This window comes from Campylobacter sputorum subsp. sputorum (assembly GCF_008245005.1).
Lineage (GTDB): Bacteria > Campylobacterota > Campylobacteria > Campylobacterales > Campylobacteraceae > Campylobacter_F > Campylobacter_F sputorum.
The window spans coordinates 902102-916018 of the sequence record NZ_CP043427.1 but is presented as its reverse complement, the minus strand read 5'-3'; the positions used below and the strand labels follow the sequence as shown (position 1 = coordinate 916018).

At 28.0% G+C, this 13917-nt stretch carries 18 protein-coding genes; 2 read left to right on the top strand and 16 right to left on the bottom strand.

All coding sequences use genetic code 11. From position 1 onward, the window contains the following. Positions 1-54 precede the first annotated feature (54 nt). Positions 55-1155, top strand: coding sequence for a nicotinate phosphoribosyltransferase (locus CSPT_RS04570; protein WP_089182518.1), 1101 nt, complete (start codon positions 55-57; stop codon positions 1153-1155). Here the strand turns inward: CSPT_RS04570 and CSPT_RS04565 are convergent. From CSPT_RS04565 to CSPT_RS04550, 4 genes are read right to left on the bottom strand one after another with little or no spacing between them, the layout of a single operon-like run. After that, positions 1141-1617, bottom strand: a complete 477-nt coding sequence (locus CSPT_RS04565) for a DNA-deoxyinosine glycosylase (RefSeq protein WP_089183316.1) — start codon at positions 1615-1617, stop codon at positions 1141-1143. The genes CSPT_RS04570 and CSPT_RS04565 overlap by 15 nt on opposite strands. Before the next feature lie 32 nt (positions 1618-1649). Continuing rightward, a complete protein-coding gene (locus CSPT_RS04560) occupies positions 1650-2642 on the bottom strand; it encodes a diaminopimelate dehydrogenase (protein ID WP_089182517.1) in 993 nt (330 codons plus the stop codon). A 48-nt stretch (positions 2643-2690) separates the two neighbouring features. After that, the gene (locus CSPT_RS04555; RefSeq protein WP_089182516.1) at positions 2691-3434 is read right to left on the bottom strand and encodes a glycosyltransferase family 2 protein; all 744 of its coding nucleotides are present in this window, start codon (positions 3432-3434) and stop codon (positions 2691-2693) included. After that, positions 3431-4210 carry a polysaccharide deacetylase family protein gene (locus CSPT_RS04550; protein WP_089182515.1) on the bottom strand — a complete coding sequence of 260 codons (780 nt, stop codon included), beginning with the start codon at positions 4208-4210 and terminating at the stop codon, positions 3431-3433. The genes CSPT_RS04555 and CSPT_RS04550 overlap by 4 nt, the downstream gene beginning before the upstream one ends. A 102-nt stretch (positions 4211-4312) precedes the next feature. Between CSPT_RS04550 and CSPT_RS04545 the strand changes: the two genes are divergently transcribed. Next, a complete protein-coding gene (locus CSPT_RS04545; RefSeq protein ID WP_089182514.1) occupies positions 4313-4888 on the top strand; it encodes a YrbL family protein in 576 nt (191 codons plus the stop codon). Between the two features lie 145 nt (positions 4889-5033). On the opposite strand, the gene CSPT_RS04540 is transcribed toward CSPT_RS04545, so the two are convergent. From CSPT_RS04540 to CSPT_RS04485, 12 genes are all read right to left on the bottom strand, one after another. Further along, positions 5034-5648, bottom strand: a complete 615-nt coding sequence (locus CSPT_RS04540; protein ID WP_089182513.1) for a glycosyltransferase — start codon at positions 5646-5648, stop codon at positions 5034-5036. Positions 5649-5698: 50 nt separating this feature from the next. Then, positions 5699-5986 (bottom strand): glycosyltransferase family 4 protein, encoded by a 288-nt coding sequence (locus CSPT_RS09415; RefSeq protein ID WP_089182512.1) that lies wholly within the window; start codon positions 5984-5986, stop codon positions 5699-5701. Next, positions 5929-6078, bottom strand: coding sequence for a hypothetical protein (locus tag CSPT_RS09055; protein WP_170228712.1), 150 nt, complete (start codon positions 6076-6078; stop codon positions 5929-5931). Before CSPT_RS09055 ends, CSPT_RS09415 begins: the two co-directional genes overlap by 58 nt. Continuing rightward, complete coding sequence (locus tag CSPT_RS04530) at positions 6075-6617, bottom strand: glycosyltransferase (RefSeq protein WP_161492212.1); 543 nt, start codon at positions 6615-6617, stop codon at positions 6075-6077. The genes CSPT_RS09055 and CSPT_RS04530 overlap by 4 nt, the downstream gene beginning before the upstream one ends. A 229-nt stretch (positions 6618-6846) precedes the next feature. Next, positions 6847-7059 (bottom strand): hypothetical protein, encoded by a 213-nt coding sequence (locus CSPT_RS04520; RefSeq protein ID WP_089182510.1) that lies wholly within the window; start codon positions 7057-7059, stop codon positions 6847-6849. Further along, on the bottom strand, positions 7056-8099 hold the full coding sequence (locus CSPT_RS04515; RefSeq protein WP_089182509.1) for a glycosyltransferase family protein: 1044 nt from the start codon (positions 8097-8099) through the stop codon (positions 7056-7058). The genes CSPT_RS04520 and CSPT_RS04515 overlap by 4 nt, the downstream gene beginning before the upstream one ends. After that, on the bottom strand, positions 8096-9058 hold the full coding sequence (locus tag CSPT_RS04510; RefSeq protein WP_089182508.1) for a glycosyltransferase: 963 nt from the start codon (positions 9056-9058) through the stop codon (positions 8096-8098). The genes CSPT_RS04515 and CSPT_RS04510 overlap by 4 nt, the downstream gene beginning before the upstream one ends. Beyond that, the gene (locus CSPT_RS04505; protein WP_089182507.1) at positions 9055-9870 is read right to left on the bottom strand and encodes a polysaccharide deacetylase family protein; all 816 of its coding nucleotides are present in this window, start codon (positions 9868-9870) and stop codon (positions 9055-9057) included. Before CSPT_RS04505 ends, CSPT_RS04510 begins: the two co-directional genes overlap by 4 nt. Then, complete coding sequence (locus CSPT_RS04500; protein ID WP_089182506.1) at positions 9858-11036, bottom strand: O-antigen ligase family protein; 1179 nt, start codon at positions 11034-11036, stop codon at positions 9858-9860. Before CSPT_RS04500 ends, CSPT_RS04505 begins: the two co-directional genes overlap by 13 nt. Next, positions 11037-12092: a glycosyltransferase family 4 protein gene (locus CSPT_RS04495; protein WP_089182505.1), complete on the bottom strand. Its 1056-nt coding sequence runs from the start codon at positions 12090-12092 to the stop codon at positions 11037-11039. It abuts the gene before it with no gap. Beyond that, complete coding sequence (locus CSPT_RS04490) at positions 12086-12973, bottom strand: ELM1/GtrOC1 family putative glycosyltransferase (protein WP_235610041.1); 888 nt, start codon at positions 12971-12973, stop codon at positions 12086-12088. The genes CSPT_RS04495 and CSPT_RS04490 overlap by 7 nt, the downstream gene beginning before the upstream one ends. Further along, on the bottom strand, positions 12973-13848 hold the full coding sequence (locus tag CSPT_RS04485) for a lysophospholipid acyltransferase family protein (protein ID WP_089182503.1): 876 nt from the start codon (positions 13846-13848) through the stop codon (positions 12973-12975). The genes CSPT_RS04490 and CSPT_RS04485 overlap by 1 nt, the downstream gene beginning before the upstream one ends. Between the last annotated feature and the right edge of the window lie 69 nt (positions 13849-13917).

Here is a 13917-nt window from a genome sequence, read left to right as displayed (position 1 = left end):
ATAAAATGAGCTTTTGTGCTCATTTTATAAATTTATTTAAAATTAGGAAATTTTATGCAAACAGAAATAGAACTAAAAAAATCCGGTAAGATATCTCGTCTTACAAATAAAACTTTTAAATTTGATGATAGGATAAAAGACGGCTTTTTTTCGGCTAATTATTTTTTGAAAACAAATAAAATCATTAAAGAAAATTTGCCAAATCAAAATGTAACCCAACAATGGTTTTGCAGAAAGGATGAATATACTTTATGTGGTATAGACGAAGCTATAGCAATTTTACAAACTTTTGCAAATAGTCCTCAAAATTTAAAAATTCTCGCATTAAATGATGGAGATATAGTCAAAGGATACGAGCCTGTTTTAAAAGTTAGTGGAAAATATGAGGATTTTGGTTTTTTAGAAAATATCATAGATGCAACTTTGGCAAGAAGAAGTTCTGTTTGCACAAATGTGAGTGAAGTTTTAAAAGCAGCAAATGGAAAAATAGTTTTTTCTATGGCAGATAGACAAGATGACATTTTAACACAAATTGGCGATGGATACGCTACTTTTATAGCTGGTATAAATAAAGTTTCAACTGACGCACAAGGTTTATGGTGGGATGGAAAAGGTATGGGAACTATGCCGCACGCACTTATACAAATGTGTAAAGGAGACATCGTAAAAGCATGTGAAATTTATGCAAAAACATTTCCAGATGAAAAAATAACAGCTTTGGTTGATTATAATAACGATGTAATTAACGATGCATTAAAAGCGGCAAGTGTTTTGGGAGATAGACTTTATGCTGTTAGAGCTGATACTTCAAAAAATTTGATAGATAAATATTTTAACGATAAAGATACGAGCGGTTTTGATCCGCATGGAGTTTGCAAAGAGTTGGTATTTGCTTTAAGAAAAGCTTTAGATGAAAATGGTTTTTCTTATGTTAAGATAGTGGTAAGTTCGTCTTTTACGCCCAAAATTATCAAAGAATTTGAAGATGTGAGTACACCTGTTGATATGTATGGAGTTGGAACATATACTGTTATAAACCAAACTTGCGGATTTACAGCTGATTTGGTAGAATTAAACGGAAAAGAAGAAGCTAAATACGGCAGACATAATTTTAAAAGCAATAGACTAAAAGAAGTGAAGCTAAATTCTAGATAAAATGCTCCACTCTTTTATAAGTCTTTCTAAAGAGTATCTAGCATTTGCTGGGCTAGTTGAGGCAAGAGGATAGTTTTGTATAAAAGTATCTTTTAAAATGTATTTTTTATATAAAGACGAGGCTTTGCTACCATTTGTAAATATGTGCGAAATATTGCTATTTTTTAAAATTTGATTTATGTCATTTGTTTTTAAATTTGTTATAGTTGAGTCGCTTGAACCTTTTATATCGCAACTCTTTACTATATCCCATAAAGCGATATTATGGTTACATAGTAGCGATTTTTTATCATCTAAGCTTGCTGGTTCTTTTTCATCAAATACAAAGCTTAATACTTTCCAAAATCTATTTTGTTTATTAGCATAGAAAAATTCATTTTGCCTTGAAATAACTGATGGAAAACTTCCAAGTATGAGGATTTTTGAATGTTTGTTAAAAAATGGAGAAATGTTGTTTATCATATTGTTTTTTTGCCCTAAAAAGGGCAAAATTATCACAAAGTATCGTGGATGATATCTTCTATGCTTTTTGTACATAGTAAAAACGGAGGTATTTCAAATATAGTTCTAGCACCACTTTGACCTGATTTTTGAAGTCTAAAAGCAGCTCTTGCATATGCGACCATAACACTTGATGTAAACTCAGGATTTGAATCAAGTTTTAAAGAAAACTCCATAACATGATTATTTTCTAAATTTTTTCCAGTTTTACCGCCCCTAAAAACATTTCCGCCGTGCGGTAAATTTGCGTGATTTTTATCTAGCTCATCTTTAGTTATAAAATTTACAGTTGTATCATAATCACTAAAATAATTTGGCATAGAAACTATCTCTTTCTCAACTCTTTTTCTTTCGCTTTGCGTATCGTTTTCTAGCACTACAAAACACTCTCTTGTGTGTTTTTGTCTTGTTGTATAATCTCCAAATTTAGCATTTCTTACATCATCTAGAATTTTTTGTGAAGGAATTGTGTATTGTCTTGCATCCGCAACACCAGAGATTCTACGAATTGCATCTGAATGTCCTTGCGAAACACCTTTTCCCCAAAAAGTATAATCTTTTCCTTGAGGTAATACGCTTTGCATTATAAGTCTATTTAGAGAAAAAAGCCCCGGATCCCAGCCGATAGAAATAATGCCTATTTTTGAGCTTTTTTTAGCAATTTTATCTACATTTTTATAATGTTCTAGCGTTTTTGCGTGAGTATCAAAACTATCAATGATGTTAAAACTCTCGACAAATTTCGGACTTTGCTCCATTAAATCATTTGCACTTCCGCCACATAAAATCAAAACATCTATTTTATCTTTCATATCAAAGCATTCATCTTGATTATAAACTTTAGAGTTAAAAAGAGTTTTTATGCTTTTTGGATCACGCCTTGTAAAAATGCCTACAAGCTCCATATCATCTGTTTTTTGTAAAGCTGTTTCAACTCCACGACCTAAATTTCCGTAACCAACTATGCCTATTTTTATCTTTTGCATTTTATTCCTTAAATAAAGATTGATTTGAATTATATATTTTTTTTGCTTTTATTTTTTTAAATTTAACTCATAAAGTTTTGCTTCTTTTAAAAATGCGTAAAAAGCATTTATCATTGAAGTTATAAAGCCTTTTTTGCCATCAAAAAATGATCGTCTTAAAATGTAAGATTTGAAAAATACGAGTGGAAAAATAAAAATTAGCTTTAAAAAATTTGGCTTTTTGCCTTTTTCAAAATCACGCTGGGCTCTAAGGCTTGAATAATTATTATTTTTCATAACAAGTTCTTTTATAAATTTATCACTAAAATGATGAATTGAGTGTTTGCTTTTTGTTACTTTGCCGTTGATTGAAATTTGTGCGTGAACTCCTAGATTTCTATACTCTCCACAGCTTTTCTTAAAAAATCTAATGTGAGTATTTTTACGAACAAAAGGCGAACAAATTCGCCCCAAAGAATACTCATGAAATTTTATATCAAGCCCATCATATTCGCTTTGTTTCATAAAATTTTCAATTTCAGTTTTAAGCTCAGCTGTAATTTCCTCATCCGCGTCTAAATTTAACACCCATTCATTTTTACAAAGTGAAAATGCATAGTTTTTCTGTAAACCTTCGCCTTGCCAGTCGTGGTGATAAATTTTATCTGTAAATTTTGCCGCAATTTCAAGCGTTTTATCCTTACTTCCGCTATCTACAACTATGATTTCATCAAAATCCGCAACAGATTTTAACATTCGCTCTATATGTTTTTCTTCATCCTGACAAATCACATAAACAGACGCTTTTATCATAATTTATTCCTTATTTTCTTAAATTTTAGCCAAAAGTCAAAAAAACTCTCAGTGCCAAGAATTCCTATTCGCTTGATTTTAAGCCTATTTTCACCAGATTTAAAAACTCCACGCTTAACAATCACAGCATTTTTAAAACCGCATTTCCCAGTTATTTGTAAGATTTTTTCGTCATATTTTCCATATGGATAAGCAAAACTCTCGCAAATTTTACCTGTGATTTTTTCAACCTCTTTTTTGGAATTTTCTATTTCTATCCTAGCTTGTTCAAGCGGTATTTGAAGCAAATTCGCGTGATTTATCGTATGTGAACCAAACTCTACAATATCGCTCATTTTAGTGATTTGTTCGCTACTAAGCATAGCTGAAAGATGCGTTGTATTTGACTTTTCCCAGTGATTTTCCTTTTGATTAGGAATTAAAAAAATCGTGGCTTTTGCACCATATTTTTTTAAAATTTCATAGGCATTTGTGAAATTATCAGCATATCCGTCATCAAAAGTTATACAAACTGCTTTCTTGGGCATATTTTCCGATAATTCGCAAAGTTCAGAGAGGGTATAAAATTTATAACCATTTTTTGCAATCCAAGCAATTTGTTTTTCAAAATCTTTTGGTAAAACTCGCCATTTATCAAATTTATCGCCGAAATGTCGTTCTATCGAATGATACATTAAAACTCTTGCGTGATTATCGCTTATGCAAACTCGCCACCAGTTATACCGAAGTGAAAATGCCACTAAAATTATAAACAAAAAAATACAGACAAAAATCATAAAGAATTCCACATTGAGTTAAAGTAAAGCTAGATGATATCATAATTTGCTTTATTGTTTTATAAAATGAATTACGATAGAATTAAAATCTAGGAGTTGTAAATGTTAGAACTTAAAGAAATCTTAGATAGTGGTTGGTATCGCGATTGCTATGTGCACCCAAATGATAAAAACAAAATGTTAAAAGTTCAAAAAGATGGCAAAGATGAGCTTTTGTTAGTTGATTTGCAAAATTACAAAAAGATTTTAGCTCTATGTGTGGAAATTCAGAAATTCTTACCAAAAATTGAAAATGAATTAATTCAAACAGATAAAGGAAAAGCCCTTATTTGCGAGATTATAAGAGACGATAATTCACAAATCAGCCAAAATTTAGAAGTTTATATACAAAATCACACTTTAAGTAAAAATTTAGCTACTCAAATCGATATATTTTTAAAACTTATAAGAAAATACAATATAAATCTTTTTGATATTATAAATATGAAAAATTTCTTAGTGCAAATCAAAAACGGCGAAGAAAATCTGTTTTTTATAGATTTTAAAAGACTAAATAGCACCGACAAAGAAAATAATTTTTGTTTTAAATTGCCATTTATATCAAAATTTAAACTTTTTAGACGCTCTTTAAGACTTAAAAAACGACTCGGAATTAAGAAAATTTTAGCTGAAAATTAAAAAATTTAACTTTTAAAAGTCAGATTTAAAAGATCCTAATCTTTAACTTTTGCAAATCTTCCAACACCTAAAATCGTAAACTTATCACTATTTTTTATAAAATTTGGAGAAATTTCGCTCACGCCATTTGTGATTAAAATATTTTTTAGCATTTTCTAAAATATAAATAATTTACTTTAATTAAACTTTCATACGCTTTTATATATTTATTTGCTACATTTTCTATGCTGTATTTTTGTGAATTTTCTTTTATTTTTTCAAATTTAGTTTTGTAAAAATCATAATTTTCATAAACTTCATCTAGTTTTCTAGCAACAATTTCATCATCGTTTTGTACTATAAAATCGTCTCCTAAAACTTCCTTATGATTTGCAGTATCGAGTGCAAAAACCATTTTACCATAATAAATCCCTTCAATCAAAGCCAAAGAAAAATCCTCTAATCTTGAAAACAAAACTTGTAAATTTGAACTATTTATGTAATCCCAAGGATTATCTACATAGCCTACGAGTTTTATTTTATTTTCTAAATTTAGAGATTTTATCAAATTTTTAAGCTCATTTTCATAAACACCTTGACCTAAAATATACAATTTAAAATCAAACCTAACTTTACTTAAAGCCCTAATGGCAAGTTGAAAGTTTTTATGCTCTTCAAGTCTTCCGACGCCAACTATATTAAAATCGCTTTCATTTAAAATTTTATTTGGAGTTTTAAAACAAATTCCATTTGGTATCAAAATGTTCCTACCCCCCCCCATTTGCTTGTTTACAAAGCAACAAAGTTTCTGGAGAAATTCCAACACACAAATCAGCAAGTTTCATTTTTTTTCTTAAAAAACCAGTTGTGTTTTGTAAAAACAAGTGGGATTTTACGCTTTAAAAATACCTGCATATATTTGCTAATTTCTAAAAATTTAGTATTGCGTGTGTGAATTATATCTGGTTTTATTTGTTTTATAATTCTTGCTAATTTATATAAATAAAAAGGATTAAAACGATTTTTATTCGTTGGAATTTCTATAAAATTTACTCTTTTGTCTAAATAATCAGTAATAACTTCGCCATTAAAACCATTTTTATTACATAGTAAATACACTTCATTTTTTTACTCATTTCATTGCATAAATCAACGCAAACTTTCTCAGTTCCGGCAAATTCTGTAAGATATAAAATATGTATAATTTTCATCCAATTTCCTTTATTAAGCTTTCATAAGCTTTTAAATATTTTTCAGTCATTTTTTCTATACTAAAATCATCTTTTTTAGCCTTGATTTTAGAAAAAATTTCCACAAATTTATCGTAATTTTCATAAATTTCATTTAGCTTTTCACTTAAATTTGAAGTTTTAAAAATAAGCTCATTTGGTAAAATTTTAGTGCAAATTCCGGTATTTGTAGAAATTAAAAGTGGCGAATAATAAATCCCATCAATCGCAACAAGTCCAAAAGGCTCTATATGTGAAGCAATAATTTGCAAATCAGAGCTTGCTAAAACAGTTGCAATATCATCACTAAAGCCACAAAATCTTACTTTATTATTTAAATTTAACTCATTTACTAAGTTTTTTAACTCCTGCCCATATTCTCCACAACCATAAATATCAAGTAAAAAATCAAATTTTACATTTGATAAAGCTTTGATAATATCTTGATGACCTTTTTCAGGACTTAACCTACCAGATGAGATTATATGAAATTTATCTATTTTTTTTACTATTTTTGGCATTTTATAAGCCATACCATTTTCTATTAAAATTGTATGTTTTGGTAAAATTTTAAAAGCATCATCTAAAATGGCAACACATAAATCAGCATATTTATAGTGTTTTTTAGACCTTAAATCATGTTTTGTAGCAATGAGCGGAATTTTTTATTTAAAAAAATTTTGCAATTATGAATAATTTCTATAACTTTAGTATTGTGTGCATGAATTATATCTGGTGAAATTTTTTTAATTAGTTTTGCGGTTTTATATAAAAAAATGGATTATAGTAATTTTTTTCAAAGTCAAATTCTATAAATTTTACATTTTCGCTTAAATATGCTGTAATATCTTTGTTTAAAAGCAAAATTACTTCGTTATTTTTACTCATTTCATTGCATAAATCAACACAAACTTTTTCAGTTCCAGCAAACTGCACCCAGTGAAGTGTCTGTAAAATTTTCAAATTCTCTCTCCGTTTTTATATACAAACTCACTCCACTCATAATTTTGGCTTATATTAAATAAAACTTCAAGCATAAATTTACTTACTCTTGCGGCATTTGCTATTTTAAATGTTTTTTCTCGCCCATTTTTTGAGATTTCTTGCCATTCTTTGCTTTGTAAAATTTGCAAAATTTTATCAAAACAATCGTTTGGATTTTTAAAATAAATAATCTCCTTATCAGTCTCATAAAGCTTCTCAAAGCCTTTTATCATTGGGCTAAAAACACAAACTCCACACCCTAAAAACTGTGCCATCCTATCACTTGCTCCAAGCAGTTTATTTGATTTTTCACACTCTAAATCATCATCTCTATTAAAATTTATAGCGATTTTGCTTTCATTTATAGCTCTAAAAAAATCAAATCCGAAAATAGGTTCATTTCCCAAACTTGCATAAATTTTATGTTTTAAGCTATTTTTTTTACAAAATTCATCAAGCAAAGTAGCAAATTTATAGCGGTTATCTTCCTTGTAATCCCTTGCGATATAGATAATATCATTTGACTTTTGTAAATTTAAATCCACCTCAAAAGCAGGGTCTGAAATATTTGGAAAAAATGAAAAAATAGTATCTTTAAATTTAGTAGAAAATTCTTTTAAACGAAGAGCATTAGCATAAAAAAACACATCAATTATCTTAAATTTTTCAAAAAATTCAGCTTTTTCTTTAAGGTGATCTACATACCACATAGCAATTTTTATATTTGGCAAAGCTTTTTTTATCTCTAAAAGAGTTTCATTTGCAATTTTTTCGGCTTTTGTGATAAGTAAAACATCGGCATTTATATTTTTACAAATATTTATGAGTTTTTGATTCATATTTTTTAATCCGCTATTTTTAATACCAAAAATTCTTAAACTTCTCTCCCAGTCTCTATAACTAAAATCATAAACAAAATGCCCATTTTGATGAAGTCCGTGGCTGATTTTTCGCTCTAAACCATAAAAGAAATTTCCATCATCATATTCGTTAAAAATTCCACAATGAACTATTCTCATAAAATACCTTTATAATACTCTTTTAAATTTGATATGTAATTATAAAAATCTAAATTTTTTCTAGCATTTTTATGCAAATCTCTAAATTTAGCTCTGTAAATTTCATAATTTTTATGAATTTCGTCTATTTTTTCACTCAAATTTTCATAAAAAAACTCACAGTTTAAGACTTCATCTATTCCGCCAACTTTTGATGATATTAAAACATTTGAGTAAAATAGTCCTTCTATTAAGATTAGTGGAAAACCTTCTTTTCTTGAACTAATGACTTGTAAATGAGAATTTGCTAAAATCTCAGCGATATCATCTCTATGCCCTAAAAGCTTTACTTTTTGATTTAAATTTAGCTCATTTATGAGTTTTTCTAAACTATCTTTTTCTTTTCCACTACCAACAATTTGCAAAATAAAGTCAAATTTAAGCTTACTTGCTTCATTTATCAAAATGTCAAAACCTTTTATGAAATCAAGTCTGCCAACAGCTGTTATTGTAAATTTTTGTGGTAAATTTGGTGTAACATTTTTAGCTTTTATGCCAAAATATATAATCTTGCTTCTATTTTTTATACTTCTTGCAACTTTATTCGAAACAGCAATGACATTTTTCACTCTGTTAAAAATTTTACCTTTTCTATCATTATGTTTTGTTGATACAAATTTAAAATCATAAAATTTACTTAAAATATAGCAAATTTGAGTAGCTTTACTTCCGTGTGTATGAATGATATCATAATTTTTTATGATTTTTAAAACTTCCATGTATAAAAATGGATTATATCTTTTATCGTAACTTTTATACTCATAAATCTTAACTCTTTTGTCAAATTTATCTAAGAATTTTGCTCCTTTTGGTAGTATCAAACTAACTTCATCGTTTTTGCAAAGCTCGTTTAATGTTTGAAGTATGATATTTTCAACTCCACCAAAGATATTTGAGCAAGAAAAATAACAAATTTTCATCTACTTCTTCCTTTTTTAATTTTTAGTATAAAATGAAGCAAATTTCCACGACCACTTATCATAAGGCGTGGAATTTCAAAATTTGAGTATTTACTTCTTACAACATCCGGTGTTGTTGTAGTGGCAAATTTGTAGCCTGAATTTTTTGCCAAAATAATGTCATTTTTATCATAAAACCCAAAAGGATAAGCAAAACTTTTGCAAGTTATACCAAATTTTTCTTCTATTAAAGATTTTGAGTTTTTAATTTCCATCTCTTTTTCTTTTAAGCTTAAAGATGGTAAATTTGCGTGATTTAGCGTATGCGAGCCAATTTCTATAAAACCACTTTCTATCATCATTTTAACTTCATCATCGCTTAACATCTCTTCAGCATTTAACTCTGGGCTTGGTTTTTTCAGATCTTTATCGCTTGCCCAGTTGTTATCAAAGCGGTTGCAAACTATAAAAATAGTAGCTTTAAAACCATATTTTTTAAGAAGCGGCAAAGCGTTTGTAAAGTTATCTTTGTATCCATCATCAAAAGTTATTACAACCGATTTTGGCTCTAAATTTGGCGAAAGCTCACTTAAAAAATAGCTTTTAAAACCATTTTTTTTAAGCCAAATGAGTTGTTTTTCAAAGCTTTTTGGGCTAACTCTTAGGCGGTTAAATTTGCTTTTGTTTTTTGGGAGATGATTTGCTATCATATGATACATCAAAACTCTTGGAATTTTATAATCAATGTCTTTTAGCCACCATTTAAGGCGAATAGAAAAAATCACAAAACAAATGATGGCTAAAAAAATAGATATAAAAATCAGTGTTTGCAAAAACTTTCCTTAAATTTATCACTATAAACTAAAAATAAAAACATACTTACATAACTAAAAAGCTCTTTTGAGTCAAACACGCTAAAATCAAACTGAGTTATAACTATAAAATATGTAAGTAGTGGTAAGTATATAAAATTTTTACTTTTTAGTATCTCAAAAAACACAACTAAAACGGCACTTATCCATACAATAAGACCAAAAATACCGGTAAATAGTAAAATTTCTATGGTTGAGTTATGAACTCCTGTGTGAAGTGCGATATCTGGTGGCAAATCAAGACTTCTCCAGACACTATTGCCATGACCAAAAAATGGCTGATTTATAATTTGACTTAAAGCGTATTTCCATAACTCAGTTCGGTAACTTGAATAACCTTCTAAAAGTTGATTAAATCTAGTTTGAAAGCTATCAACATTTAAATAAATCAAAACCAAAGCAACTATAAATAAAATCGCTGCAATAAAAAATCTCTTATCAAATTTTTTAAAATTTAGTGCTAAGAAAATCAAAAATGCCACTCCACTAGCCACCCAGCCAGATCTTGAAAATGAAAAAATCATACAAAAGCCATAAATCGCTAACAAAATAAAACCAAAGAGTAAATTTTTTCTAAGTATAAATAGAGAAAAAACTACACTTGCACTCATCATAAGTCCCATTGCATTGCGATTATTAAGAGGTCCAGTAAGTCCAACGGAAGCAGTAATTATTTTAGGATCTAAAACTGCTTCAAATATTCCATTAAGTGCTAAAATCATAGTTCCAAACAAAAGCATAAAGATTATCTCTTTTTTACTAAAAAATTTTAAACTATAAAAATATGCCAAAGCTATAAAAACAAAAGCGTATCTATATATAAAAGAAAGCGTATTTTTCCACGAATCTTTTGTTAAAAGCTCTAAATTTAGCAGATTTGAGAGAAACATACTTAAAATTATAAGCCCTACAAAAAAGCTTAATATCTTAGTTTTCTTAAAATTTTCTTTTAAAATAAAATAATTTTTATAATACACAAAATGCCATATACAAAAAACCAATAATAAAATAGTTGAAATTTGATAAATAGAATTTTTAAAAGGCACACTACAAAGCCACACAAAAAGCAAAAACTTAAAAGCAAATTTGGTTTTATCAGCTTTTAAGCTCAAAATATACTCATTCATTTAAACTAACTCCTTGTAAATTTGCAAGGTTTGATTATACATTTTTTCTACTGAGAATTTGCTTTTTATATAGGAAAATCCATCAAATTTAAGCTCTTTTGCCATTAATATTTTTTGGCTTAACTCTTTTTCATCAAGTGGCTCAAAAAAGTAACCATTTACGCCTTCTATTATGATATCTTTTACGCCTCCGTGATTACTTGCAACAACTGGCGTATTTAGCGAAATCGCTTCAGCCACGCTCCTACCAAAACTCTCAGGCTTAATCGAAGCACTCACTACAACATCGCTAAGTGCGTAAATTTCAGCGATTTTGCTAATACTGCCTGTAAAAATTACTTTTTTTTCTAAATCTAGCTTACAAACCAAAACTTTTAAAAACTCAAAATATTTTTGTCTTTTTTTATGCACACCGCCAACAACTAAAAGCTTGGCATTTGGTAAAAATTTAAGTGCTTTTATGATAGTTTCTATATTTTTTAAATTTGTTATTCGCCCAACACAAGATATGATAAAATCATCTTTTGCTAAATTAAATTTCGTCCTTAAAATTTCACCATTAAAATTTGAAGGATTAAAATCACTAAAATCTACGCCTCTAAAAATCACTGAAATTTTAGTCTCATCTGCGTGAAAATTTTTTAAAATATACTCTTTTACGCAGTTACTTGGAACTATTATTTTATCAGATTTTACCATTATAAAACTATAAAAATTCACTGAATTTAGCCCATGCACCGTGCTTATGATATTTAAATTTAAGCCTTTTTTAGCAAAAAACACAAGCCACGCAGGAACACGGCTTCTTACATGAACTATATCAGGCTTTAACTCTTTTAAAATTTTACGAAGTTTAAAAATTCGTGAGATGAGGGTAAAAATATTTTTAGAACATACATCAAATTTAATGTGATTTTTAAGCTCTTTTTCAAGCTTTCCGCCATTTGAAATTACATAACTTTTAATCCCATCTTTATCTAAAAGCTTGGAAATATCTACTGCTCCACGCTCTACACCACCTTCGTTTAACTCTGGTAATAACTGCACTACTAACATAAATTTATACTTTCTAAAACTTTTTTTAAATTAAATTTTTTTGTCTGTTTTAATCTGGCGTTGCTATCATAAATTTGAACTAAATTTAACTCTTTTAAATTTAGTAAAAACTCATCAAATTTTGAAGTTTTATTTTTACAAAGCTCCAAAATACACACATTCGCACTTCCATTACAAACCGCTTCACTTATCATAGAAACGCTATCTTGGGTTATAAAAACAAACTCACTTTTATGAGTAAAATCATAAATTGGATTTATTTTATTTTCACTAAACCAAACACTAAAACTAAAATTTCGTTTTTTAAGCTCGTTTTCTAGCCATTTTGGAGTGCGTGGAGAAGTGGTTATCATACACTCATAATCACTAAATTTAGACATAATTTCATCTATTTTATTTAAAATATCAGGTAATATTTTGTAAATTTTATTTTCTCCACCTATTATAAAAGAAATAGCCTTTTTTTGTGGTGTATAAAATTCTTTTTTTTCTAAAAAATTTAAATTTACAGGTAAAACTACCAAATTTAAAAGCTCTTTTTTAGCATCATTTTTAGTTGCAAAAATATAACTAAAATCTTTTCTAAAACCCTTTGGCATCATCAAAGCTATGTTTTTAATTCCATTTTTTTTTGCGTAGTATTTATTTGCATAGTAAGTAGTTGATCCAGCCGAAACAACCAAGTCATAGCCACTTTTAAGCTCACACTCAAAAATATTCTTATAAATTCTTAAAAAATCTAAAATATAGCTTAAAATTTTTAAAAATTTGTTTTTAAATTTAATACTAGTTATTTCAAATTCAAACCCTAACAAACGGCAAAATGCTACGCTTTGACTTTCGTGTCCTACTCTTTTATCGCTTATAATTAAAGCTTTCATTAATTTAATTTCCAGCGATTATGCATCCAAAACCACTGCTCTGGGCTTTGTTTAATGATATCTTCATAAATTTCATTGCAAGTTTTAGTAATTAGCTTTATATCTTCTTCTTTATCGCCACTTAAGTTTAGATTAGGGAATTCTTTTACAACAATTTCATATTTGCCATTTTTAAGTCTTCTTGCAAAGATTGGAATTATTTTTGGATGATATTTTAAATAAAGTGAACCAACAGTTTTTGCAGTGTAGCATTCACGCCCAAAAAATGGAACTAAAATACTATTGTTTAATTTTAAATCCGTTAGAATTCCAACAATTTCGCCTTTTTTTAAAGCTTTTACAATCTTATTCATTGCTTCATCTTTATAAGCAAATTTGTTTCCAAACTCATCGCGAAAAGGTATAGTGATATTTTTTTCTATTAAGGTATTATTTCCCTCTCTTGAAATAACAAGTTGCGGAAAGCCGATTTTAGCGACATATTTAGTTAAAATTTCCCAGTTTCCAAAGTGTGCAGTGAAAAATAAAATGCCATTTTTTCCATTATTTAAAGTATTTTTTATCAAATCTTCATATTTTTGTGGCTCATCAAAAAGGCTTTCTAATTCAATTTTTTTATTTACTAAAAGTAAACAATCAGCAGTAGTTTTTCCTAAGCTTATAAAAGTTTCTTTTGTTAAATTTTTAATCTCATCTTCATTTAAATCTTTAAAAGCATAAGATAAATTTGAAATAGCCAAATTTCTGCGCGACTTTAATGTATAGAAAAAAAGTATTGAAATTTTATCTAAAAGCACATAAACAAAACGATTTGGGATGATTTTTGCTATTTTAATCAAAAGCAAAACCAAAAAATACTCAAATTTTTCTCTCAAATTTTCTCCTTCAATCAAGTAATTATAGCTATTTTAATTAAAAAATTGATAAAATAACGCAATTTAAAA

Bases quoted from the DNA above. Each gene is read 5' to 3' on its own strand.
- CSPT_RS04570 (WP_089182518.1), top strand. From the start codon at position 55: ATGCAAACAGAAATAGAACTAAAAAAATCCGGTAAGATATCTCGTCTT.
- CSPT_RS04565 (WP_089183316.1), bottom strand. From the start codon at position 1,617: ATGATAAACAACATTTCTCCATTTTTTAACAAACATTCAAAAATCCTC.
- CSPT_RS04560 (WP_089182517.1), bottom strand. From the start codon at position 2,642: ATGCAAAAGATAAAAATAGGCATAGTTGGTTACGGAAATTTAGGTCGT.
- CSPT_RS04555 (WP_089182516.1), bottom strand. From the start codon at position 3,434: ATGATAAAAGCGTCTGTTTATGTGATTTGTCAGGATGAAGAAAAACAT.
- CSPT_RS04550 (WP_089182515.1), bottom strand. From the start codon at position 4,210: ATGATTTTTGTCTGTATTTTTTTGTTTATAATTTTAGTGGCATTTTCA.
- CSPT_RS04545 (WP_089182514.1), top strand. From the start codon at position 4,313: ATGTTAGAACTTAAAGAAATCTTAGATAGTGGTTGGTATCGCGATTGC.
- CSPT_RS04540 (WP_089182513.1), bottom strand. From the start codon at position 5,648: ATGGGGGGGGGTAGGAACATTTTGATACCAAATGGAATTTGTTTTAAA.
- CSPT_RS09055 (WP_170228712.1), bottom strand. From the start codon at position 6,078: ATGAAAATTATACATATTTTATATCTTACAGAATTTGCCGGAACTGAG.
- CSPT_RS04530 (WP_161492212.1), bottom strand. From the start codon at position 6,617: ATGCCAAAAATAGTAAAAAAAATAGATAAATTTCATATAATCTCATCT.
- CSPT_RS04515 (WP_089182509.1), bottom strand. From the start codon at position 8,099: ATGAGAATAGTTCATTGTGGAATTTTTAACGAATATGATGATGGAAAT.
- CSPT_RS04510 (WP_089182508.1), bottom strand. From the start codon at position 9,058: ATGAAAATTTGTTATTTTTCTTGCTCAAATATCTTTGGTGGAGTTGAA.
- CSPT_RS04500 (WP_089182506.1), bottom strand. From the start codon at position 11,036: ATGAATGAGTATATTTTGAGCTTAAAAGCTGATAAAACCAAATTTGCT.
- CSPT_RS04495 (WP_089182505.1), bottom strand. From the start codon at position 12,092: ATGTTAGTAGTGCAGTTATTACCAGAGTTAAACGAAGGTGGTGTAGAG.
- CSPT_RS04490 (WP_235610041.1), bottom strand. From the start codon at position 12,973: ATGAAAGCTTTAATTATAAGCGATAAAAGAGTAGGACACGAAAGTCAA.